Source organism: Achromobacter sp. (assembly GCF_036567245.1).
Taxonomy (GTDB): domain Bacteria; phylum Pseudomonadota; class Gammaproteobacteria; order Burkholderiales; family Burkholderiaceae_B; genus Achromobacter.
Window position 1 is genome coordinate 1 of sequence record NZ_DATCUY010000536.1, and the last position, 23,292, is coordinate 23,292.

Annotated in this window: 27 protein-coding genes and 1 pseudogene; 15 read left to right on the plus strand and 13 right to left on the minus strand. The window is 61.9% G+C overall.

Going from position 1 to position 23,292, the window contains the following annotated elements:
- On the plus strand, positions 1-554 hold a 554-nt coding region (locus tag VIR09_RS22630; RefSeq protein ID WP_332014882.1), incomplete at its 5' end, for a hypothetical protein.
- A gap of 23 nt (positions 555-577) precedes the next feature.
- Here VIR09_RS22630 and VIR09_RS22635 read toward each other — a convergent pair.
- Entirely contained in the window at positions 578-832 is a 255-nt protein-coding gene (locus tag VIR09_RS22635; protein ID WP_332014883.1) for a hypothetical protein, read from the minus strand.
- Between the two features lie 227 nt (positions 833-1,059).
- Here VIR09_RS22635 and VIR09_RS22640 point away from each other — a divergent pair, with 227 nt between their 5' ends.
- The 14 genes from VIR09_RS22640 (at position 1,060) to catA (ending at position 14,488) form a co-directional block, all read left to right on the plus strand.
- A complete protein-coding gene (locus tag VIR09_RS22640; RefSeq protein WP_332014884.1) occupies positions 1,060-1,713 on the plus strand; it encodes a response regulator transcription factor in 654 nt (217 codons plus the stop codon).
- Positions 1,714-1,976: 263 nt separating this feature from the next.
- Positions 1,977-2,303, plus strand: coding sequence for a non-heme iron oxygenase ferredoxin subunit (locus VIR09_RS22645; protein WP_332014885.1), 327 nt, complete (start codon positions 1,977-1,979; stop codon positions 2,301-2,303).
- A gap of 3 nt (positions 2,304-2,306) precedes the next feature.
- A complete protein-coding gene (locus VIR09_RS22650; RefSeq protein ID WP_332014886.1) occupies positions 2,307-3,320 on the plus strand; it encodes a 2Fe-2S iron-sulfur cluster-binding protein in 1,014 nt (337 codons plus the stop codon).
- Between the two features lie 141 nt (positions 3,321-3,461).
- Positions 3,462-4,775, plus strand: a complete 1,314-nt coding sequence (locus VIR09_RS22655; protein WP_332014887.1) for an acetamidase/formamidase family protein — start codon at positions 3,462-3,464, stop codon at positions 4,773-4,775.
- Between the two features lie 46 nt (positions 4,776-4,821).
- A complete protein-coding gene (locus VIR09_RS22660; protein WP_332014888.1) occupies positions 4,822-6,030 on the plus strand; it encodes an aromatic ring-hydroxylating dioxygenase subunit alpha in 1,209 nt (402 codons plus the stop codon).
- Entirely contained in the window at positions 6,027-6,383 is a 357-nt protein-coding gene (locus VIR09_RS22665; protein ID WP_332014889.1) for a hypothetical protein, read from the plus strand. The genes VIR09_RS22660 and VIR09_RS22665 overlap by 4 nt, the downstream gene beginning before the upstream one ends.
- A gap of 3 nt (positions 6,384-6,386) precedes the next feature.
- Positions 6,387-6,890 (plus strand): nuclear transport factor 2 family protein, encoded by a 504-nt coding sequence (locus VIR09_RS22670; RefSeq protein ID WP_332014890.1) that lies wholly within the window; start codon positions 6,387-6,389, stop codon positions 6,888-6,890.
- A 249-nt stretch (positions 6,891-7,139) separates the two neighbouring features.
- Positions 7,140-8,210 carry a porin gene (locus tag VIR09_RS22675; RefSeq protein WP_332014891.1) on the plus strand — a complete coding sequence of 357 codons (1,071 nt, stop codon included), beginning with the start codon at positions 7,140-7,142 and terminating at the stop codon, positions 8,208-8,210.
- A 179-nt stretch (positions 8,211-8,389) separates the two neighbouring features.
- Complete coding sequence (locus VIR09_RS22680; RefSeq protein WP_332014892.1) at positions 8,390-9,634, plus strand: aromatic ring-hydroxylating oxygenase subunit alpha; 1,245 nt, start codon at positions 8,390-8,392, stop codon at positions 9,632-9,634.
- Positions 9,634-9,972: a hypothetical protein gene (locus VIR09_RS22685; protein ID WP_332014893.1), complete on the plus strand. Its 339-nt coding sequence runs from the start codon at positions 9,634-9,636 to the stop codon at positions 9,970-9,972. The genes VIR09_RS22680 and VIR09_RS22685 overlap by 1 nt, the downstream gene beginning before the upstream one ends.
- Before the next feature lie 12 nt (positions 9,973-9,984).
- Positions 9,985-10,464: a nuclear transport factor 2 family protein gene (locus VIR09_RS22690; protein ID WP_332014894.1), complete on the plus strand. Its 480-nt coding sequence runs from the start codon at positions 9,985-9,987 to the stop codon at positions 10,462-10,464.
- Positions 10,465-10,515: 51 nt separating this feature from the next.
- A complete protein-coding gene (locus tag VIR09_RS22695; RefSeq protein WP_332014895.1) occupies positions 10,516-11,994 on the plus strand; it encodes a PAS domain S-box protein in 1,479 nt (492 codons plus the stop codon).
- 364 nt (positions 11,995-12,358) lie between these two features.
- The gene (locus VIR09_RS22700; protein ID WP_332014896.1) at positions 12,359-13,504 is read left to right on the plus strand and encodes a muconate/chloromuconate family cycloisomerase; all 1,146 of its coding nucleotides are present in this window, start codon (positions 12,359-12,361) and stop codon (positions 13,502-13,504) included.
- A gap of 48 nt (positions 13,505-13,552) precedes the next feature.
- Positions 13,553-14,488, plus strand: coding sequence for a catechol 1,2-dioxygenase (gene catA, locus VIR09_RS22705; protein ID WP_332014897.1), 936 nt, complete (start codon positions 13,553-13,555; stop codon positions 14,486-14,488).
- 162 nt (positions 14,489-14,650) lie between these two features.
- Here the strand turns inward: catA and VIR09_RS22710 are convergent, their stop codons facing one another.
- From VIR09_RS22710 to VIR09_RS22765, 12 genes and pseudogenes are all read right to left on the minus strand, one after another.
- On the minus strand, positions 14,651-15,013 hold the full coding sequence (locus VIR09_RS22710) for a hypothetical protein (RefSeq protein ID WP_332014898.1): 363 nt from the start codon (positions 15,011-15,013) through the stop codon (positions 14,651-14,653).
- Between the two features lie 9 nt (positions 15,014-15,022).
- Positions 15,023-15,391 carry a hypothetical protein gene (locus VIR09_RS22715; RefSeq protein WP_332014899.1) on the minus strand — a complete coding sequence of 123 codons (369 nt, stop codon included), beginning with the start codon at positions 15,389-15,391 and terminating at the stop codon, positions 15,023-15,025.
- Positions 15,384-15,737 carry a hypothetical protein gene (locus VIR09_RS22720; protein ID WP_332014900.1) on the minus strand — a complete coding sequence of 118 codons (354 nt, stop codon included), beginning with the start codon at positions 15,735-15,737 and terminating at the stop codon, positions 15,384-15,386. Before VIR09_RS22720 ends, VIR09_RS22715 begins: the two co-directional genes overlap by 8 nt.
- A 381-nt stretch (positions 15,738-16,118) precedes the next feature.
- Positions 16,119-16,586, minus strand: a complete 468-nt coding sequence (locus tag VIR09_RS22725) for a hypothetical protein (protein ID WP_332014901.1) — start codon at positions 16,584-16,586, stop codon at positions 16,119-16,121.
- Positions 16,587-16,676: 90 nt separating this feature from the next.
- Entirely contained in the window at positions 16,677-17,171 is a 495-nt protein-coding gene (locus VIR09_RS22730) for a hypothetical protein (protein WP_332014908.1), read from the minus strand.
- Between the two features lie 328 nt (positions 17,172-17,499).
- Positions 17,500-17,868 (minus strand): annotated as a pseudogene (locus VIR09_RS22735) (DUF2345 domain-containing protein); the annotation flags it as partial.
- Positions 17,869-18,260: 392 nt separating this feature from the next.
- Positions 18,261-18,611: a hypothetical protein gene (locus tag VIR09_RS22740; RefSeq protein WP_332014902.1), complete on the minus strand. Its 351-nt coding sequence runs from the start codon at positions 18,609-18,611 to the stop codon at positions 18,261-18,263.
- Positions 18,604-18,942: a hypothetical protein gene (locus VIR09_RS22745; RefSeq protein WP_332014903.1), complete on the minus strand. Its 339-nt coding sequence runs from the start codon at positions 18,940-18,942 to the stop codon at positions 18,604-18,606. The genes VIR09_RS22740 and VIR09_RS22745 overlap by 8 nt, the downstream gene beginning before the upstream one ends.
- A 52-nt stretch (positions 18,943-18,994) precedes the next feature.
- Entirely contained in the window at positions 18,995-21,313 is a 2,319-nt protein-coding gene (locus VIR09_RS22750) for a hypothetical protein (protein WP_332014904.1), read from the minus strand.
- Positions 21,306-22,085: a hypothetical protein gene (locus VIR09_RS22755; RefSeq protein WP_332014905.1), complete on the minus strand. Its 780-nt coding sequence runs from the start codon at positions 22,083-22,085 to the stop codon at positions 21,306-21,308. Before VIR09_RS22755 ends, VIR09_RS22750 begins: the two co-directional genes overlap by 8 nt.
- Entirely contained in the window at positions 22,078-23,037 is a 960-nt protein-coding gene (locus VIR09_RS22760; protein ID WP_332014906.1) for a DUF4123 domain-containing protein, read from the minus strand. Before VIR09_RS22760 ends, VIR09_RS22755 begins: the two co-directional genes overlap by 8 nt.
- Positions 23,038-23,050: 13 nt before the next feature.
- Positions 23,051-23,292: DUF2345 domain-containing protein (locus tag VIR09_RS22765; protein ID WP_332014907.1), on the minus strand; the 242-nt coding region annotated here is incomplete at its 5' end.

Genomic DNA, 23,292 nt, shown 5'->3' on the forward strand with positions numbered 1-23,292 from the left:
CGGTGGCCGCGCCTGTCGCCGCCACCGCCGCGCGCCCTACCCCTCATACCCAGAAGACCACGATGAATACCGACTGGATCGATCCGCCCTCGTTCGCCACCGCCCCCATCGGCACGGTGAACGACCACGCCTGCATCCCGCCCAACCATGGCAGCGACGACCAGCTCAACATCGCCGCGCCCGCGCGCGTGCGGCCGCAGGCCTCCGGCGCGCTGGTCATCCCGGTCTGCGCGCAAGGCATCATTCCCGTATCGCAGAACCAGAAGCTGCCGCGCTTCGTCGCCGTCAATACGCAGACCAAGGCAGTGTTTGAAGGCGTGGCCTACGAATACAAGCCGCGCAAGCGTCCCGGCATGGAAGTGGACGAGATCCCCAGCTCGCGTCCGCCCAAGGGCCTTCCCATCAGCCCCGGCATCAGCGTGGGCACGCAGTTCAGCACCGACCTGGCGGCGCAGGTGCAGTTGCCGAAGGACCCGGCGGTCTACGAGGTGTATATCGAATCGAACGGCGTGCGCTCGAACACGGTGAAGATCGAAGTGCAGGCGGCGAAGTAAGCGGCCTGTTTGCGGCGGCTGCCTCAGCCGCCAGATTGGCGGCGCGGATGACCAGGTCCAGGCCTTCTTCCCAGGTCCGTCATGCGGTCGCTGGAGGACATCTTCAGCGTCAGCCCGGGATGCTCGTGCGCCAGTTCGAGCATGATGGGCGCCACGCAAAGGTGTCCGAACAGCACCGGCATGGAGACGCGCAGCGTGCCGTTGACCTGGCCCTTGCCGCTTTCCAGCGCGGCCCCGCCGCTGCGGACTTCCGCCAGCGCTCGCCGTGCAATGGTCATAGAACAGCGAGCCTTCGTCCGCACGGCGTCGAGCAAGGCATGGCCTGTGCGCACGAGCAGATTGCCGAGCTGGCGGCCTGATCCTTTCTGCGTCCGGCTTCTTTGATCCTGACGTTTTGTATATAGTACGGCCCAATCGCAGAGGCAGCTTCGCCGGGCGCTTCGGCAGCGTGAGATCCGCTGCCGCATAGGCTTTCCCGCGCGGCTCCAGTTCAGTTTGGGACCCGATGAAAGCCATACCCGCAACATCTTCCGCCAGATCCGGCCGCAGCGCCGAGCCCTGTACTCATACCGTGCACGTCGTGGACGATGACAGCGGCGTGCGCGCGTCCTTGAAGTGGCTGCTCGAATCGGTAGGCCTGCGGGTCCAGACCTACGAAAACGGGCGAGACTTCCTGGATACCACGCAGCCGGGGACGCCGGGTTGTGTCCTGCTCGATGTGCGCATGCCGCAACTAGGCGGCTTTGAACTGCAGGCGGAACTGGCGGCGCGCGGATTCCTGCTCCCCGTGATCTTCCTGACCGCGCATGGTGACATTCCCATGACGGTGCGGGCGATGCAAGGCGGCGCCTACGATTTCCTTGAGAAGCCCTTCAACGACCAGGCGCTGATCGAAAAGGTCCAGGCGGCCTTGCGCATGTCCCAGCGCCAACATGAGGATGCCTCCATACAAGGACGCCGCCGCCGGCTGCTGGATCAGCTTTCGGCCCGGGAACGTGAAGTCTTCGCTCTGCTGGTACAGGGCAAGGCCTCCAAGGTCATCGCGGCCGAACTCAATATCAGCTACAAGACCGTGGAAGTGCACCGCGCGCACATCCGCGAGAAGCTGGGCGTGACCTCGCTGGCGGATCTGGTGCGCCTGGCGATGACGGGCGACTGAAACGCGAGGCGGGCCGCGCTCGATAAGTAGAAGTCCTTACGCGCTTAGGTGCGCGAACGAATATTGCGCGAGGGCGTCAGCCCCTAACCTTTCCCCCGTGTAGCTGCCGCCAGGCGCGCTGCAGCGGGAATCGCGTTCTCCTTGCAGGTCTTGCCGGACGCCCGCGGCGTTGCCGGCAGCTCATGTTTTCCGACGGCTTCGGGCCGGCCTTGCGCCGCGTCCGCCGTTTCATCGCATACATGAGACAAGGATTCACGATGTCAATGGATACCGTTCCGGTATTGACTCTCTGCGCCGCCGACGATGTGCCGCTCAATGGCTCGCTCCGTATCGAGCCGGAAGCGGGGCTGCCCGCGCTTGCCGTCTTCAATCTGGACGGCATCTACTACGTGACCGATGACCGCTGCACCCACGGAGAGGCTTCGCTGTGCGAAGGCGAAGTCGATGGCGACCTGGTCGAGTGCCCGTTCCATCAAGGGACGTTCGACATCCGCACGGGCGAGGCGGTCGGGGCGCCATGCCGTATCCCGCTGCGCACCTACGCGACCAGCGTGATGGCAGGCAAGATCTGCATACAAGCGGAGCAATGAACCATGGCCGCGCATGTAAGACTGGCTGGCGGCGCGGGCGACTTTCCTTGCGAGGACGGCGACACCCTACTGCGCGCGGCGTTGCGCGCCGGCCTGGGCCTGCCCTATGAATGCAGTGTCGGCGGTTGCGGCACCTGCAAGATTGAGATGCTGGAGGGCCAGGCGTCAATGGCGCGCGCCGATTGCGCGGGCCTGTCCGAGCGCGATCGCGCCAAGGGACGCCTGCTGGCCTGCCAGGCCATGCCTGGCGGCGATTGCACGATCAAGGTCCGGCTGGACCCGGCCTGCCGGCCGCGGATTGCGCCGCGCCGCATGCGGGCGGTGCTGGAGACGGCATCGGACGTCACCCATGACATCCGCGAATTCCGCTTCAGAAGCGCAGGGCCGGCGCATTTCCTGCCGGGCCAATACGCCCTGCTGCGCCTGCCGGGCATGGAGGCGGATCGAGCCTATTCCATGTCGAACCTGCCCAATGAGCAGGGCGAGTGGCATTTCCAGGTCCGCAAGGTGCCGGGCGGCGCGGCCGGCGCAGTGCTGTTCGAGCGCATGCGTCCCGGCGAGACGATCGAGCTCGACGGCCCTTTTGGCATGGCCTATCTGCGCGAGGACTCGCACCGCGACGTGGTGTGCATCGCTGGGGGCTCGGGCCTGGCGCCGATGGTGTCGATCGCGCGGGGGATGTTCGCGTCCGACCTGATGCGGGAGCGCCGCCTGACCTTCCTTTATGGGGCGCGCACGCCGGGCGACGTCTGCGGCCGGGAGTTCCTGGAAACGCTGCCCGGCTTTCATGGCCGCGGCCGCTACTTCGCCAGCATTTCGGATCATCGGACGGCGAACGGCTGGCAGGGCGCGGTGGGATATGTGCACGAGCATCTGCCAATGCTCCTGGACGCGGCGCTGGCCGAGCACGAGTTCTATCTTGCCGGTCCGCCGGCGATGGTGGAGGCGGTCGAGGGGCTGCTACTGGGCGAGGGCGGCGTGCCGCAGGAGCAGCTGCATTTCGACCGGTACTGCTGACCGGCGGCGGCATGCTGGCAGCCTTGCCAGCAGGGAGCGGTACGTATTTCCCCTTAGCTGCATACCCGGCCATCCCAATTTTGAAGCGCAGGCCGTCGCCATAAAGTCTGGGCGACGGATTTCGACCACAAGGAATAGTTCATGACAGCCAGCAACACCCAGGACGTCGTCCATGTTTCAACCTATACCCGCGGCGTGATCGGCCCCAGCCTCGAGATGCTGGGGCCGGTGCGCGATGGCGGACGCATCGTGACGGGCACGCCACCGGGCTGTTGGGGCCCCATGATCACGCCGATGTTCCAGGGCGGGCATGAGGTATCGCAGCCGGTGGCGGTCGAAGGCGCGCAGATCGGCGATGCAGTCGCGCTGACGATCGAGCGCTGCGAAGTCGCTTCCGAAGCCACCTCGTCCGGCGTCATGACCTTCGTGGAAGGCCGCTATCTCGGCGATCCGTTCGTCGCCAAGCTGTGCTCCGCCTGCGGCACGTCCAGCCCGCCCAGCCGCGTCGAGGGAATCGGCGACGAGGCCATCCGTTGCGGCGTCTGCGGCGCGGAGGTCAACGCATTCCGCTTCAGCAACGGCTACGTCATCGTGCTCGACCGCGAGAATCAGGTCTCGCTGACGGTCAGTCCCGAGATCGCGCAGCGCATTGCCGGCCAACCCGATGAACTGGCTGCGTTGCCGCAGGCATCCGAGCAGCATTCCATCCTGTCGCTGGCCCGCGCGGACATCGACGGCCTGGCCGCACACATGCAACCGTTCCTGGGCAACATCGGCACGCTGCCGTCGCGCGACATCCCGGACTCGCACAACGCGGGAGATTTCGGAGGCTTCCTGGTCGATGCGCCCCATGGCTATGCGCTGACGCAACAGGAACTGGATCAGCACAAGACCGACGGGCACATGGATACCAATTCAGTGCGCGCCGGAGCCATCCTGATCTGTCCGGTGAAAGTGCCCGGCGGCGGCGTGTACATGGGGGACATGCATGCGCAGCAGGGCAATGGCGAAATCGCGGGCCACGCCACCGACGTGGCGGGCAGCGTCGAGCTGCGGGTCGATGTCGTCAAGGGCCTGGCGCTGGACGGTCCGATCCTGTTCCAGCGCCCTGATGATCTGCCGCCCATGGCCCGGCCGATGAGCGCCGCGCAGCGCGGGCATCTGCAGGCATTGGCGCAGCGCTATGGGCAGAAGACCATCGAATCGAATGCGCCGATCACATTCATCGGATCGGGCAAGACGCTCAACGATGCAACGAAGAACGGCCTGGACCGCGCCGCCAAGGTGACCGGACTGCCTTACGACGAAATCCTGAACCGCGCCACGATTGCGGGATCGATAGAGATCAGCCGGCTGCCCGGCGTGGTGCGGGTCACGTTCATGTGCCCATTGGCGATCCTGGACCGGCTGGGCATAGGCTCGCTGGCCCGGCGCCAGTACGGCATCGAGGAGTAGCGCTGCCGCCAGGGGCGAGCAGCGGAAGATCATCAAGGAGACAGAAATGAATGCACCGAACGAAGGGTTGCGCTGGGCGAAGAAATTTCCGGAACTGGGTATGGACCCGATTCCGGTCGAACCCTGCATATCGCCCGAGTTCTTCGAACGCGAACGCCGGCAGGTGTTCATGCGGACCTGGCTGAAGGTAGGACGCATCGAGGAAATTCCGAAACCAGGCGACTACAAGGTCAAGAAGATCCACTTCGCCAAGACCTCGGTCATCCTGATCCATGGCAAGGACGGGGTGGTCCGCGGTTTCCACAATACCTGTTCGCATCGCGGCAACAAGGTCATCGTGGAGGCGGGCGAGGAAACGTACGGCCGGAGCAAGGCGGCGGTCGTCACGTGCCGCTTCCACGGCTGGGTGTACGACGCCCAGGGGAAGCTGATCCAGGTGCCCGAGCAGGAGCGCTTCGCGCCGTGCTGGGAGAAGGAGTCCCACGGGCTGAGCCCGATCCATACCGACGTCTGGGAAGGATTCATCTTCATCAATCTGAGCGAGACGCCTGAATCCAGCCTGCGGGACTATCTGGGCGACCTGGGACAGCATCTGCTCGGCTATCCGTTCGCCGCGATGGACCGCTGCTTCAGCTATCACACCATGCTGGACTGCAACTGGAAGATCGCGCTGGACGCCTTTTCCGAGGCCTACCATGTGTCGACCATCCATGCAGGCTCCTTCCCCAATGTGTTCTCCACTGGCCTGGCCGACGTGGAGCTGTTTGGCGACCATCGCACCACCGGGGTATGCCTGACGCTGGACGCGGAGCCCACGCCGGTGGCCAAGGCGGCCAACGGGATCACGGGCGCGTCCCTGGTCGCCAAGCGGGCGGCGTCGATGCTGCCGCCCTCGGTCAATCCGGGCCGCAGGGAGGATTTCTCGTTCGAGCTCAGCGTCGTGTTTCCGAACATTCTCATCCATGTGTCGGAAGGCATCTGGTTCACTCACCAGTTCTGGCCCGTGGCCCACGACAAGACCTTGTGGGAAGGGAAGTACTACGTGCCGGAACCGCGCACCAACAGCGAGCGCTGGGCCGTCGAGTTCGCGCAGGTTCTGCAACGCAATGCCTGGCTGGAGGATACCGCAACGATGGAAGACACCCACGCCGCGCTGGCGTCCGGGGCCAAGGCGACCATGGTGCTGCAGGACGAGGAAATCCTCCTGCGCCACGGCTACCACGTGCTTGAAAAATACATGAAGGAGTCAGCATGAAAACTGCAAATCCGGAATCGTCCCTGCCAGCCGGCTTCGAGATGCTGGAGCCGCTGGTCGCGGAATGGTCGCTAGCCACGCAAGACGCCCGCCAAGTCCGCCGCAAGGCGGCCAGCCCGGGAGAGCTGCGCTATTTCTATGACAATCTGCTGCCGCACCTGCCGGCGATCCTGAAGCACCTGGACGCGTTCCCGCTGGGCGAGTTTCCGCCGCCCACGGCGCGGCTGTTCGCCTTGTCGCTGTCGTTGGCGGAAATAGCCCCGCACATCGAACTGTATGGCGGCAGCCCGGGAGTTCCCTACGCGTTCGAGGAATCGCGCTTCGTCGCGGAACACGGTGCGCAGCGGTACTGAGCCATGAAATTATCCGAACGCGTGGCGCGGCTGGAGGACCGGGAAGCGATTTTCGCCTTGATCGCCGCCTATGCCCGCGCCGCCGACCAGCGCAATTCCCCGGCGCTGATGCAGGACCTGTTCCACGCCGACGCGGTCTGGGAGGCCAACGGGTTCGGGCGGATCACGGGAAGAAGCGCGATTCTCACGCACCTGGCCGCCATCGGCCAGGAGCAGATCGTCTGGTCGTTGCATTACATGGTGGCTCCGGAGCTGGCCATATCCCCGGACCGCGGCGCGGCCGCGTGCAGCTGGTATCTGTGGGAGCTGGCCCAGATTGCGCCATCCGGCGAACGGCGGGGGAAGGACGACGCCGGCGCGGGGATCGCCCACTGGATCGGCGGGCTGTATCGCGGCCGGCTAGCTCGCAGGCGCAACCGCTGGCGCTTCACGCAGGTTGAACTCGACGTCCGTTTGCTGCATGCCAACGGCGAACGATGGCAGCCGGGAGGAAGCGTCCCGCAGTAGAACGTTCTCAGGCTCGGGCAATGCTGTCCGCGCCGGCCCTTGAACCGCGCCTCGGCGCGGTTTTTTTTTTGCCGCGCGCATGGAGCGGGCATAGGGCGCATCGCCGCGGTGGATAAGGGGAAGTGCTTATACGGCTACCCGATGGCACGAATCAACCTGCGGCCGCTTCCCGCGTACGCTTTTTCCCGGCGGAAAGGACGACTCTTCCGCACATGAAAAAAGGGGAAGTGCGTGAAGGGGAAGGGACTTTTGACCAGCGCCGGATTGGCGCTTTGGCTTGCTTGCGGCCAGGCCGGCGCGCAATCGGCGGTGACGCTCTATGGCGTGATGGACGCAGGCATCACCTACGCGGGCGGCGGCTCAGGCGGGAGCAAGACATTCATGGGCACCGGCATCAATTCGCCCAATCTGTTCGGCATGCGGATCACGGAGTCATTGGGCGGAGGGCTGAATGCCATCGCGACGCTGGAAGGACAGTACGGCCTGGAGAACGGCAACAGCATCGAGGGGCTATTCGGGCGCCAGGTGTTCGTCGGCCTTGCGTCGGAACGCTGGGGCACGCTTACCTTGGGCAAGCACTATGACTTCAACTTCGACATGCTGGCGCGGGAGCGCTATGGCGCGGCGCTCAAGTATCTCAGCCTGTACAACCTGCGCCAGGGGCCGTTTGGCGCCCTGGGCGTGCCCACCATGCCCGGCGGTTCGCTGGACCTGGACCGCGTCGGCGGGGCGGAGCGCATCTCCAATTCGGTCAAGTACGCCAGCCCGACGCTGGGCGGCCTGCGCTTTGGCGCGCTCTACAGTTTTGGCGATCAAGGCGGAGGCCTGCGGCGGGACGGAGCGTACAGCGCGGGCGTCAGCTATGAGCGGGGAGCGCTGGGCCTGTCTGCGGCCATCACCGAAGTCCGGTATGCCGCGATCAATCAGGGCAGGGACGGCATACGCACCTGGGGTCTGGGCGGACGGTACCTGCTGGGCAATGTCTTTGTCACGGCTGCCCACACCTACACGCGGAATACGTACACGGGCGGCGCCGTGCGCGTCTGGCAGGCCGGGTTGAGCACGCCGCTGGCCGCGCGCGCCACAGTCATGCTGGACTATCAGTACCAGCGCGGCAACGAGACTCTGAGCAATGTGCACGCCCACCAGCTCGGCGCGACCTTCGACTATGAGCTGTCGCGGCGGACGGACACCTACATCGGCACGGTGTGGCAGCTGGCCGGCGGCAGCGGCGCGCAGGCCTGGATCGCGGGCGTGCCGGGGCCGGCGGAAGGAGACCGGCAACTGATGCTGCGGGTGGGGCTGCGCCATGTTTTCTGAAGACTGCGCGGCCGCTTAAGTATTTGCACCTATCCCACTAACGACAGACGCGGATTTCTTGAAAGCAAGGGCCGCCCTATTCTTCCCGTGCCTGTTTTTCATTCCCGCGCAAACGAAGCATGAAGGGGCAGGCGCGCTTCGCGCTCGGGCCGGACCATATCAAGGAGAGGACACCGCAGATGGACAACTTGCAATCAGGAGATGGCGGGCAGCATGCCATCCACACACCCGCCGACATCCGGCGGAAACTGGGCGTCGATCCCATCGACCTGGACTTCATACGCAACCCCGACAGCTACCGCCAGGAGCAGGAGCGGATTTTCCGCAAGACCTGGCTCAAGGTCGCGACGACCTGGGAAGTCCCGGAAGTCGGCGACTGGAAGGTCAAGGAGCTGGCGGTGTGCGATGCGTCGGTGATCATCACGCGCGGCAAGGACGGCAAGATCAGGGCCTTCCACAACGTCTGTCCGCACCGCGGGAACAAGGTGATCCCGACTTCGGACTACGAGACTTTCGGCCACTCGCGCGCCAACGTCATGACCTGCCGCTTCCATGGCTGGGTCTTCGGCACAGACGGCGACCTGAAGTCGGTGCCGATGAAAGAGGAATTCGCCAAGCTGGACACGGCCTGCCTGGGCTTGAAGCCTATCCATTGCGACCAATGGGAAGGCTTTGTGTTCATCAACTTCGCCCCGCAGCCGGAACAGTCCCTGGCCGAGTATCTGGGCGCCTTCGGCACATTGTTCTCGGGCTACCCGTACAGCGAATCGACCACGTCGTTCCGCTATTCCACCGTGCTGAACTGCAACTGGAAGGTCGCGCTGTACGCCTTCAGCGAGGGCTATCACGTGCCGACCATCCATGCCGGCTCCTTGCCGGGCTTTGCCGGCATCGACCATGGCGACTTCAGGCTGCTGGGCCCGCATGCGTCTTCCGCGATCTACGGCGGAGGCATGAAGACCGCAGCCTCCACCTTGAAGTTTGCGCAAGTGCTGCACGGCTCCGACCAGCACCGCCCGCATCCCGAACAGCTGCCGCCCGGGATCAATCCGCAACGGCGCGAGGACTTCCAGTTTGAACTTCCTTCGGTGTTTCCGAACCTGATCATCCATCTGGGGGCGGGCTGCGGCTATCCCGGCCTGTCCTTCTTCACCCATCAGTTCTGGCCGCTGGGCCACGGGCAGACCTTGTGGGAAGGCATCAATTACTTCCGGCCGGCCGGCAACGCCGCGGAGGACATGGCGCAGCGGCACGTCAACGCCCTGCACCGCAATGCCTGGCTGGAAGATACCGCGACCATGGAAGACACGTTCTTCGGAATCATGTCGGGGGCCGTCAGCGAGATGCATCTGATGGACCGGGAGTTTCTGATCCGGCATGCCGTCCAGACATTGCACAGCCAACTCAACAGCGAGGAGAAATAATGTCCACCATCACGTTGCCGGCGGCCTTCGAGGGCCTGTCCGACCTCGCCCAGGCCTGGGCCCGGCCCACCGAGAACCAGCGCAGCGCGCTGCGCTGGCAGTCGTCACCGGAGACCTTCAAGGCGCTGTACGACGCCATGATGCCGCACATCGATGCCATCTGCGCCCACCTGAAGCAGTTGCCGGCGCCGCCCGAAGGGACCGAAGACCGCAACCTGTATTGGCTGGCGTGCGCGTTTGCCGAAGCGTCGCCCCACCATGAGCTGTACCGCGGCAGCGCGGCGGTTCCGCACAGCTTTGCCGCCGAGCGCTTTGTTGCCGCGCACGGCGGCGCCTGACGAGGGCCCGCCATGACCCCGACCCTGGAGGCCCGCCTCGAGCACCTGGAGGCTTTCGAGGCAATTCGGAACCTGATCGCCGATCTTGCGCGCGCGTTCGACGGCGGCCCGTCGGCTGCGCTGCTGCGGCCGCTATTCACTGACGATGCGCTGTTCAGGATAGACCGCTATGGCGATCTGGTAGGCGCCGAGGCAATCGCCTCCGGGGTCGCCGCCAACGCAGACGCGGGGTTCCGCTGGACCCTGCACTACCTGGTCTCGCCCAAGATCCTGCGGCAGCGCGGCAGCGATTCGGCAGCCGTGGAGTTCATGCTGTTCGAGGCGGCCACCGCGGCCAGCGGAAAAGCCTACTGGATCGCGGGTAAGTACCTGGCAGAGGTGGAGCGGCAAAAAGAGGCCTGGCGCTTTTCGCGCCTGGAACTCAGGGCCGACCTGATCTCGCACTACGCGCAAGGATGGAGCGAAAAGCCCGGGAACCTGGCGGACGCCTAGCGGTCTGGCGGTCTGGCATCATATTGGTTTGTGCGCCACGCGATGGAAAAAATGTCATCGATCGAATCGCTGAACTACCGCGAAATCTTTCAGAACGCGAACGATGCCATGATCGTCCATGATGGCGTGACGGGCGCCATCCTCGAAACGAACGAGGCGGCCTGCCGCCTGTTCGGCCACAGCGCAAAGGATATGTGCGCCACTTCCATCGGAGCGCTTTCGGTGGGGGATCCCGAAATCCGCGAGGAGATCGCGCTGCGCTACATCCGGCAGGCCGTCGAAGCGGGCGGCCTGTTCAATTTTGAATGGATAATCCGCCATAGCAGCGGGACTCCGATAACCATCGAAGGCAACCTCAAGCGGATGCGAGGCCACACCAGGCCGCTGGTGCTTGCCATATCGCGGGATATCTCCGAGCGCAAGCTGGCAGAGTTGCGCTTACGTGAAAGAGGACGCTATTTCGAGGAGCTGTTGCGGAACTCTTCGGACGGCGTTGCGCTGATCGCCGCCGATGGCTGCGTCAAGTACATGGGCGAGTCGCTGGCCGGGATCGCCGGCTTTCCGTCCCGGGCCATACTCGGCCGCAACGTGTTCACCCTGCTGCATCCCGCAGACGTGCCGCGATTGTTTTCGCTGTTGGCCAAGGCCCGCCGCAAGATGGTGAACTCGGGGACCGTGAGCTACCGGGTGCTGCACAGGGACGGCTCCTGGCGCAGCCATGAGGCGGTTTTCAAGAACCTGCTGGACGATCCCGCATTTTCGGCGGTACTGGTGAATTATCGCGACGTGACGGAGAGATTGCGCCATGAAGAGCAACTGCGCGAGCGCGAACGGCAACTGAATCACTATGCACGGCTTTCAATCGCCGGGGAGGCCGCGGCGGCGCTGGCGCATGAGTTGAACCAGCCGCTCTTCGCCGCCGTGAACTTCTTTGCCGGATGTCGACGCCGCCTTGAGGCAGGCGCGAAGGACTCGACAGAGATCGAAATGGCCCTGACTCTGGCTCAAGCCGAACTGGAACGCGCCGGACGGGTCATTCAATCCGTCAGAAATTTCACTGCGAATCACCCCGCATCTCGGAATCGGCATTCGGTTAGCGCCATCCTGAATGGCATCTTGAGTTTTCTGAGAATTAGGGCGGAACAGGACAGCGTGACCATCACGACTCATATAACAAAGGATGCGTTTGTCGAGTGCGATGAGGTCTTGATCCAGCAAGTAATCAGTAATCTAGTCGTGAATGCAATCGAGGCCATGACAGATTTGCCGGTCGATGCTCGTGCCGTATCCATCTCCGTCGAAATCGAAAGTGGTTACGTGCGAATCATAGTGAAGGATTCGGGTTGCGGATTTTCCTCAGAGTCGCTCGAAGCGGCTGGAAGAGCGTTCTTCACCACTAAAGAGAATGGGGTCGGCTTAGGGCTGTCCTTATGCCGAACGATCGTCGGATCGCATGGAGGAAAAATGGCCTGTGAGCAAGGGGAGTCAACCGGCGGCAAAGTGTCGTTCACACTACCGATCACGCTCTAAATGCTCCGTCCGTGTTTGTTGACGCACCTAGCTTAAGGGCTCCTTGATAGCCTAATCGCCCTCCGAGAGGGCCTGGTGGACCGACACGACTGGCCGTGCCGGGTGATGAAGCGCAAGGCAAGCTGCGCCCGATAAGTAGAACTCCTTACGCGTTTAGGTGCGCGAACGAATATTGCGCACACCCGCCAGCCTCTAACCTTTTCGCCGTGCAGCTGCCGCTATGCGCACCGGATAGGAATTGCATTCTCTTTGCTGGTCGTGCCGAACAAGCAGGTTATTGCAGGCAGCTCCATGTTTTCGATGGGTTTGGGCCGGCTAAATGTTGCGCCCGTCATTTCATTACATACATGAGACACAACTAAGCATGCCTGCAGCAATTATCGAGCGCATCGAAACATCTCTCGTCGATCTTCCAACCATTCGACCGCACAAACTGTCCGTCGCCACGATGCATGGGCAGACCATGATGCTGGTTAAGCTGTATTGCAGCGATGGCATCGTGGGGATCGGTGAAGGCACCACTATCGCGGGTATGGCATACGGCCCGGAAAGCCCTGAAGCCATGAAGCTTTCCATCGATGCATACTTCGCGCCGGCGATGATCGGCCGGGACGCGACCCGGATCCAAGCGTTGATGGTCAATCTTGGCAAGTTGATCAAGGTGAACCATTTTGCCAAGAGCGCGATCGAAACCGCATTGCTGGATGCGCAAGGCAAGCGTCTGGGCGTGCCCATCAGTGAGTTACTGGGTGGACGTCATCGTGACCGTCTGCCGGTTGCCTGGACCCTGGCCTCAGGGGACACCGCGCGGGACATCGACGAAGCCGAGAGGATGCTGGATACGCGGCGACATCGCGTATTCAAGCTGAAGATAGGCGCGCGGGATCCCTTGGCAGACATTCAACATGTAGCGGCTATCAGACGCGCGCTCGGTGATAGGGGTACTGTGCGTGTGGACGTCAACATGGCGTGGAGCGAAGCGCAGGCGTCGTGGGCAATCCCCGCATTGGCACAGGCCGGTTGCGAACTTGTGGAACAGCCAGTGGCCAGCGCCGCAGCTTTGGCGCGCTTAATGCGGCGCTACCCCGTCGCGCTGATGGCCGACGAAATCCTGCAAGGTCCGGAAAGCGCTTTTGACATTGCCAGCAAGCATGGCGCGGATGTGTTCGCCATCAAGATTGAACAGAGCGGAGGCCTGTTCGCCGCCCAGCGCGTAGAGGCTGTTGCCGCTGCCGCAGGCATTGAACTCTACGGAGGCACGATGCTGGAAGGCGCTGTCAGCACGATCGCGTCGGCGCACCTCTTCGCCAGTTTCTCCCAATTGCAATGGGGAACCGAGCTGTTCGGCCCCTTGCTCATCACCGAAGAAATCCTGACGCAACCGCTGGATTACAGCGACTTCGAGTTGACCGTGCCCACTGGCCCCGGTCTGGGCATCGAACTGGACGAGGCCAAGGTCAGACGGTTTACGCGCGATGGGCTGATAAAGGCCACCACCAAACGAGATTGATCGCGGAAACGGGTCCCGCATTTTGCACTCACTACACGGAGATAAACCATGAGCCTCAACATATTTTCCAGCAAGGAAGTCCAGGATCTACTGAGGGCTTCCAGTAACCTCGATGGAGGCGCGGGCGCATCTCGCTTCAAGCAGATCCTGCATCGACTCCTGGGAGATCTTTTCAAGGCAATCGACGACCTAGACATCACGCCAGACGAGGTGTGGGCGGGCGTGAATTACATCAATCAGTTGGGACGTGATGGTGAAGCGGCGCTACTTGCGGCCGGACTGGGCCTGGAAAAGTACCTGGACATCCGTATGGACGAAGAGGATAAGCGCGCAGGTCTGGAAGGCGGCACACCGCGCACGATCGAAGGCTCCCTGTATGTGGCTGGCACTCCGTTGCGTGCGGGAGTGTCGCGTATCGATATCGACGCGGACGCCGATGCCGGCCCGCTGGTGATCCGCGGCGTAGTCACCGACACCAACGGTGCACCCTTGGCCAACGCGGTGGTCGAATGCTGGCACGCCAATTCCAAGGGCTTTTACTCGCACTTCGATCCAACGGGGGCTCAGACCGATTTCAACTTGCGCGGTGCCGTCCAAACGGGGCCTAACGGGGAGTACGAGTTCCGCACCTTGATGCCAATCGGCTACGGCTGTCCGCCTCAGGGCGCCACGCAACGATTGCTCGATGGGTTGGGGCGCCATGGAAATCGCCCGGCGCATGTACACTTTTTCGTCAGCAGCGATCAGCATCGAAAGCTGACTACGCAGTTCAATATAGAAGGCGACCCCCTCATCTGGGATGACTTCGCCTACGCCACTCGCGAAGGGCTAATTCCCCCTATCGTAGAGAAATCAGGAGGCTCCAAGCTGGGCTTGAAAGAAGACTCCTACAAGGAGATTGAGTTCAACTTCGTGCTGACCAGCCTGGTGCAAGGCAAGGACAATCAAATCGTTCATCGTTTACGTGCTGGAGCCGAAGCGTAATCACCAACCTGCCCGACGCGTTGAAAGCCGCCGCCATTTTTTGGGCGGCGGCTGCGAGATCCAGATCTTGTTTCTTAATGCCAGCGTAGTCGTCGAGCCGATGCCAGGGCCGCAAACGCAAGAAAATCGTAGATCGAAATCCTGCGTCCACCCTGGCGACGGCTAAGAGGCGCTGGGCCGGATCAAGCCCAGTACGCGGTCCCGGATGGAACGCCCGTAGGCCCAGCACCAGACCGCCAGCGCCAGCATGGCGACCGTGAAGTAAGCCCTGGCCTCGATCGGCACCGGATTCATGGCCGAGATCGTCAGGAAGGGTTCGTAGCCCACGAAGTCGCTGGCAGCGAGGGTACTGAAGACCAGCGCCAGCACCGGTCCCGTGAAATGCGGCCGTTCGCCGCGCGTGGCTTTGTCGGCCCAGAAGGACCAATGGATGTAACGGCTCAGCTGGATGGTCACGGCGAACAGCGGAATGACGACGGCCAGCAGCAGGACGAAAAGGGCAACGAGGACTTGGGGCGGAAGCATGGCGGGATTTTAGCCGCTGTGGCGAAGGGCGCCGCGCCCGATACGCGCGCGCAACGCCAGCCCGAACACCGCCATTCCCATCGACAGGGACAGCAAGCGCAGAGCTTCCAGCGCCTTGTCGAAATACTCCGGCTTATCGAACTGGGCGGCGACGCCATAGCCGAAGATGGCGTACGCCATGCACGCCAGCAGAAACACCGCCATCAGCGCGATCGTGACGTCACGCACCGCGCGCCAGGCCCTGGCCGAAAGCCCCGGAAGATTGGACTCCAGGCACAGCAGGATTCCAGCGCCCCACCAGAGCGGAACTATCTGGAATATCCCCCAGGCCAGCAACTCGCCGGACTGCAGGACATTGGCGGGATATACCTCATTCATGTCCGCTCTCCCGCTTCGATATTCTCCGATGGACCAGCAGGACGATCAGGGCGGTAAGAAGAGACGGGCTCATGTACGGCATCAGCCCCAGCAGCGGGAACTCGTAGCCGCTGTCATGGTTGGTCGCCAGCCAATAGAACATGCCCAGCAGGACCAGCGCGAATACCCAGACGGCCAGCATTCCAACCGCGATCCCGCGTCTGAAGGTCCGCGTCCCCAACTTGCCGAAACGCTGGGGCCACCGGCAGAGGATCAGCGCCAGAATGCCGGCCGCCGGCACCAGGTAGGCCGTCGATTGGGCCATCAACATGCCGAACTCGGCGGACGCAGCAAGGACTGCACGCAAATTCTTCTCCTAGGGCTGGCGGAGCAATAGGTAACCGTACCGCCGGTCATGATTCGAACGACAGCATAGATGATTCGAATCGGTCGGCCATTCAGGCCCTGCCGGCGCCATCAGAGATTCGACTCCCAACCAGTTCCCGGAAGCTCTGGCGCCACGTTGCCAAACTCGGATAACAATGGCAGCTTGGCATAGCGAGCTGCGACCCCTGCGAACAATACTGGCGATAACAAGGCTATCAGGCGCTTATGCATCCCGACCTCATGCCTCGACGGCCTGCTCCGACGTCTTCCCGCGGACGACTAGAACGGCAATCCCAATAGCAGCGGATTCGGTGTCGCCATATTGGAGAAGGTTGCGTCAGCCGCCTTCTGTCACGATCCGTCATTGGTTTGTCACCCAGTCATTCCCCGGAAGAGCGGGATCCACATTGCTGAATTCCGATACCAGCGGGCGCGTGACATAGCGCGCGGCAGCCTTGCCATCAGGATAGATACGCAATTCCAGCACCACCGCGCCCGCTGGCCGCCGAGGCTGCGGCAGCGTCACTACAAAGGGGTAATCTTCTTCTGCCGTTTCCTGAGGACCGGAATCATATCGCCACGATATCTGCATCGGAGCATCAGGCACGGCAGGCTTGTAGCCGAATAACTGCAAATTGCTTCCCGTGGCGGAATTCGCTTTTACGAACCAACGAAGCCCGGGCATCAACGAATACGCCACGTCGTACTGCGTAAAGTTGTACGAGTAGACCGCCACCGATCCTTCCAACGCGCTTCGTTGAACATTTTGCGTCTGGCTTCGCTCCACGTAGACATAAGCCCCGGCCGCCACGGCGATCACCGCCAGCACGCCCAGTGCGACCCACCGTCCGAGTTTCGAACGCCCCGACTTTCCCTGACCCCGCTCAGACATCCCCGACATCCCTCTATCCCTAGTTGATCATTGACTGACCCAGTCGCCGCTGTTCCACACCGATTCCGGCGCATCCATGGGCTCTGGCATTTCTGTTTCCGTCGCAAAGCGGGCCTGTAGCCGGTCCGGCGCGGTAAAGCGCAGCAACAACACCGCGGCATTTCCCGGACGTGGCACCTTCAATTCAACGCTATGCGGATACTGCTTCTCGCTGCCGTTGATGGCCCCCCACACGACCTGCACAGGTTTGCTACGGCTGTCCGGACCATAAATGCACGCGCCCGAGAGCGGGCCGCCCGGCGCTCCCGATGCTCTCGCGACCCGATCTCCCGGGAACGCGCCGGACGAGTCTTCCAGGCGATAGCCGATATCGGTATCCGTGTCATTGCGGGCTTCGCAAACCAGCAGCGGCGGCAGGAGCGCGACATAGGCCCAGCGATAGACGGGCGGACCCACGATGGCGCCAACGGCAACCAGGGCCAATATCAGTACCGTCCAGGGCCACAGACGTTTGGACTTCATGCAACTCTCCTATGTGCGGACTCTGTTGGCAGCGGTTCAATGGCATAGCCTGCCGGAGCCTCAAACTCCGTCGCACCATTCTGCATGGCCAACTCCGCCCTGACAGCGGCGCGCTCTTCGGAGGCAAGGCGCTCCAACGCACTATCCAGTGCTTCCCCATTCCGTAAACGAGCCTGGACCACCGAGCTGCGGTGTGCCATCGGATGGCGTTCTTCAGACATTCAACGCAAACCTGCCCAGGCATGGCGGGAAACTGATAGGGCATCTGGTCCGGCCCCGCAAACTGCTTGTTCCCCGTCTTCACATCGATGCGCCCCGGCGCAGTCACCGTGATGTTGCCGCCTTCCAGCACGATGCTGGCGCCGGCCGCGGTGGCGATGCGGATGCGCTTGGGCGCGGCGTACTCGACGGAAGTCTGCGCGCTGCCAATGGTGATGTCCTTCTGCGCCTGCACGCGCAGGATGTCGTGCTGGGCCTGAACATGCACGTCGCCGGTGGCGGAGATCAGGTCCAGGCCGGAGTCCGCGCCGCCCTGCTGCAGGCCGGCGACGATGCCCAGGCCCTGCCCGGTGTGCACGCGCAGCGCGCCCATCACGGCCAGGTTCTGGTCCTTGCCGGCCGACCGGTGCACGGTCTCGCCGGCGGTGTATTGCATGTGTTGGCCGGCGACCTGCGCCAGGCCCGCGCGCGCGGCCATGAGCACGACCGGATCGGTGAGGTGCGGCACCTTGCCGTCGGCCGCCTGGGTGTGCTTGGCCGAGGCGTCGCCGCGCGCGGCAGGAGATCCCAAAACCCCGAATCGGCTTGGCCATATTTGAACCGCAATTCCGAAAAGGCAGAGCAGCGGCAGTGCGTACGTCAAGTCGTGCGCCAGTTGAAACGTCACCCCTTCGACCCCAACAATCACTTCATGCACGCACACCTCTTAAGGGATTATGAGACACCGACGCTCAGCACATTGAACAATTTTTTCGCCCCAAGAGCGGCCAGACCACACGTGAGCGACGATTCCGAAGACCAGTGGCATCACGTATTTCAAGGGTTCCGTGATGCGAGGCCCCGCTGCAGCAATGCCCTCAAAAAAGCAATCTAGACGACGGGCCGGATACGCGCACGCAACACCAGTCCGAGCACCGCCATCCCGATGGATAGCGACAATGCCCACAAGGCATCCCCGGTCATATGAAAATATCCGGGCTTATCGAAAATGGCGGCAACGCTGTATCCGAAGATCGCATAGCCGCCACACACCAACAGAAAAACGGCCATCATGACGGCCACGGCATCGCGTACCCTACGCCAAACTTTCGGCGACAGCCCAGGAAGAGCGGACTCGACGCATAAAAGAATTCCTACACCCCAAACAACTGGAAGAAGCTGAAAGACGCTTACGGCCAGAGACTTGCCAGAAAGAAGAATATTGACGGGAAATTCATACATGTTCGCGATCCCTCCGCGCCAATCGCCAATGGACCAATAACGCAACGAGAGACATGATGAGCGATGGACTCATGTAAGTCATCAGCCCAAGCATCGCATAGCCGTATCCATTGTCATATCGGCTAGCAACCCAATAAAGCAGCAAGAGCAATGACAGCGCGTACATCCAAATCGCTGCCATTCCTCCCGAAATCCAACGCCTGGAAGCCAGCGTTCCCAGCTTGCCAAAGCGCTGTGGCCAAAGATGGATGATCACCGCCAACACGCATGCAAGCGGCAATACGTAGCAGGAGGACCGGACGATCAAAACTCCGAATTCAGCCAGCGCCATCAAGACTTCCCGCAAACTGGCCTCCGTCTTGAGCTGAGTTTGGGCGCCACAGCTACGGACGAACCGGAGCTATTCCATCCAGATTGGCACGCATCTGATCAACCCGCGATGCTGACTCGTTGTCCGACTTGAACTTGGCTTGTTCCGCCTTGAAGTCGGTCTTGCCAAAAATGTCCTTGTCCCGCACGCGGAAATACAGAGAAGTGCTGGCCAGCAAATGATCGGGCCAGCTGCTCAACATGGCGTCATGCACCAAGAAGTCGAACAGCGCCATTACCTTTGGAGGTAAAGGGCTGGTCCCGGCGCTCGCCTCGCGCCATACGGTGAGCAGACGCTTTTGCACTTCGCGCTTGGCTTTCATATCAGCGAAAGGATCTTTCGGCTTGTCCTCTTCGGTCAGCGTGCCGCCGCCGCGTGTGATGAGCTCGTTGCGCATTCTTTGCATATTCTTGAGATCCTGATCCCACTTCTCCATGGCATGCACCGAATCCGGATTTCTCCTGCGAAATTCTTCCTTGCGCTGTTCATTCGCAATGTCCTGGCGCTCCCCCTCTTCGAGCGCACGGTACTCTTCTTCCAGCCTCTGCCATAGCGGCTTGAAACGCTGTGGCGGCAATTCTCCACGGCTTGCCACGGCGCGCTCTCTACGCTCGTTCTTGAGCGCTTCCAGCTCTTTCAGGCGAGCCGTGTTCTCGGGCTTGTCGCGTATGTCGCGCGGCAAGTTGGAAACGCGGCGAAACTCCTCGTTATAGGCTTGGTCCGGCGTGAAGAAATCGCGATCCTGGATCCATTTTTCAGCGGGATCCGACATATCAGCCTTGAAGACGGGATCCTGGTAGCGCACTGCGAGCCACCGCAGGAAGACTTCCATGTGTGGAATGAAGTCGATGCCTTTCTCATACTTCACCACGCCGCGATATGCGTCCACCAGTTCAGCGACGCCATAGCTCTGCGCCCCCTCGCCCACGCGTGACGCCAGGGAAAATTTGATGGCGATCAGCGGCCGAACCTTGGAGAGCTGTTCCATGCTGTACATCGCTGCGCCGCTTGCCAAGGCTTGGTGCAGCATATCGCGCAAGGGCACCCGAGAGAGTTCTGTGCGAGCACCCAAGGAGCCTGCCGGACTCACTCCAGTGACATCGCCGCTGGAACCCGGATAGAGATACTGCTCGCCCCGAGTCTTCTCCAGACTGTCGATGCGCTGATTGGCGCGCAATTCATGGCCCGCTGCGAAGTGAACGCACTTCTCCACGGCGGCCGGCACCGTCAAAGCACGGTCCTTGTGGGTTTGCTTCAGCAGGTCGGTAAATGGCATGAATCCCAGGAAGGTACTCTCGTCCATGATGGAGGAAACGGAGTCCAGCAGGCCAAGGAACCGGATCCGGATCTCCGCGGCGGGAGCCCCCTCCTTCCCCGGCATCACCAGGTCTGTATCGTTCCGACGCCGATACTTCTTGACCACGTCGTTGACGAATTGGCGAGCCATCACACCTCCGCGGTCGGCGCCAAACACGGAGATCTCTATGCGCCGCACATTGTTCATCTCGGCGCTGACCGCGTCGTGGACTGCCTTGAGCTGACGTAGAGCAGCATCGACCCGAGTGTCGACTCCCGTTCCCATGAGATAGGCGACCGTCTCATTGTCCCGGATCACGGGCACCCCTTCCATCGCTGTGGTCTTGACGACCTCTTTGCCCGCAGTCCATGCGACCTTCAAGGGGTTCCTCTTAAAGCCAGACCAGAATCCTTGTATCGTGCCTTTCGCACGATTTGCCAGGCGTTCGGGATCCCAGGCATTCCATATCCGAACAGCCTTGTCCGGAAGCGTTTTGACGTCCTTCACTACGTCGTTGTAGGCCTTTACCATAGGCTGGAAAGAGCCTTCCTTGATCATCTTCTGCGTCGCGGCTCGTAAGCGCTTCAGAACGTCATGCTCAGGAATCTCATCCAACCGGGCGATGTTCTGGCCCGCCTTGCCAAGATTCTTGGCGCTTTCGCTCAGCACCTTGCTGCCCGCGACGGTAGCCGCATAGATCAGGGCGTCTTGCTTTTCTTTTGCATCCTCGTTCAACTCGGTTCCCAGTCCCGAGTAATAGAAGCGAAACCAGAATTGCTTCTCGGGACGCCCCAGATCCGTCTGAATGTAGTGTGCCTCCCAGAGCCTGCAAATGTTCGAATAGAACGTCGGATGATTCCGATCCGCGTCCCGGCTGCGCCCGAAACCATCAAAGAAGAACCCGATCCGAATGACCGCACCGCACTCCAGGCAATCGTCCTTGGGATACGCAGCTTCGTTCTCGGCCATCTTCTTCAATATGGAAGCCGGCGTACGATCTTCCGGCGGCAGGCCGCCCGAGGTTTTGTCAACCATTCTTCTCTCCTGAAGCCTTCTCTGCCGCCCTCAGACGTGCAATCTCTCCTTCAGGCATGGCCTCGACAGCCTTGGCAAAGTCGCCCGGTTGGCGACCTGACTTGGCCAGCATTGCGGCAATCTTCGGATCTCGATCGAAATTTGGCGAAACCGTAAAATACAGCAGCATGTATTGCTGCATGTCGCGCTTGTCTTCAATACGGTATTCAGTCCAAGCCGTCCGCGCGACCTTTCCCACGGCCCTCAATACCGCATAACCATCCCTGTACCCCTGAAGCGCATCTCGATGCGCGGCATAAAGCCAATCCGTGACTGCAACCAGCGGCAGACGCGTTTGCCCAAGCAACTTTCGGCTCAACGCGATTTCCATGTGCTCGTCGGGATAGATGTGCAACTCCATGTACAACGGACCGTCACCCGAAGGAAGCTCCGCCGCAGGGAAATGCACCTTCGTTTCCTTATGAAAGACCACCTCGTCGAGCTTGCCGTCGTACAAGTGTTTGATCGCTTCTTCGCCGTCGGCGCCGCTCCATTTCACGACGAAATCGGTGCCTTTCAGCGTGTAGCAACATGTACCTGACCCTTCTCCGCCGCCAACGCCAACCGCACCCGAGCTGGCGCTGCGGCCTGCGTTGTCGGTCAGTTGAATGGTGTCAAGGTCCCAAGGTGTGTAGTTGAAGGCAACCAAGGTCACGCCTTGGTACGTAGGCTCGCCATTGCAGCCCGCCAGCAAGCCCAGCCACATCAGAACAATAATCAGGCCTTTACGCATTTCCCGTCCTCTCCCGCAACAATCCATCCCACACTTCGTCAGGCACATCCTCCAGCGCCCGCGACAACCCAGAGCCCTTGAATGCGCGCAGCGCGGGCTGAATCACCTCGTGTTCATCAAAACGCGGCGATATTGTGATTCCCCACGCCACATAGTCCAGCATGTCCCGCTCGCTTTCTATCCCGTAGGCACGCGCCCGCGCCATCTGCTCCAGCACCTGCTCATGCAATTCGTCCTGCCGCAGGTCGCTGCCCAGAACTCCCATATAGATGCGGCGGATTTGCTGGGCCAGCTTATCCGGATAATCCATATCCAGCAGCGCCTGATGCTGCGCCAACGTAAACGGCTGTGGCGCCGGCAGCGCCGCCGCGCTCAATTCACGTTCTCCGCCGCCCTTCCATTCGGCGATGGAACCGTCGCGGCGCAGGTAGCGCGTGAGAGTCAGCGGCGCCAGGAAACGTTCGCGCTCTGCATCGCTCCAGACCTGAAAAGCGCGGTCCAGAATGCGGCTGTCGTAGAAGTGCAGGTAGAACTCGCGGCCGTCCGGCAAGCCATAGTCGCCGTAGTATGCGCAATGCGCCATTAGTTCGGCCAAAGTCATGGGCGACAGGATATGCGTGACCGCAAACTGCCCACCGTCCGCCTCGTATACCCTGCGCAGCAGACGCAATAGTTCAGAGGCGTATGGCCCGTCCGTGTCGCGCCTCAGTTCAAAACGCGCCAGATCGTCGATCTCAATCAACAAGGGCGCGATTTCACCGTATACGGCCAGATCCGTTCCCAGCCAGACCGAACCGTGGCTGAGTTGAGTGGAGGTCTTGATCGGCGCGGCCAATTCCGCACGGTTGCGGAAATCCACCAACAGATAGGCATGCATTGCCTCGCCCGTTTCGATGCGGCTGATTTCAGCGTGCCGCAGCGTCTCGCCAAGCAGGGATTGCCAATCCGTCATGCGCTTGCCCGCCTCATGCCTTGTCCGTGATGGACTGCACGCCATCGTGCGCGTCCAGCACGCATTGTTTGCAGACCGTGAACTGGGGAAAAGCGTAAGGCATGCGATCCGGCCCCGCAAACTGCTTGTTCCCCGTCTTCACATCGATGCGCCCCGGCGCAGTCACCGTGATGTTGCCGCCTTCCAGCACGATGCTGGCGCCCGCCGCGGTGGCGATGCGGACGCGCTTGGGCGCGGCGTACTCGACGGAAGTCT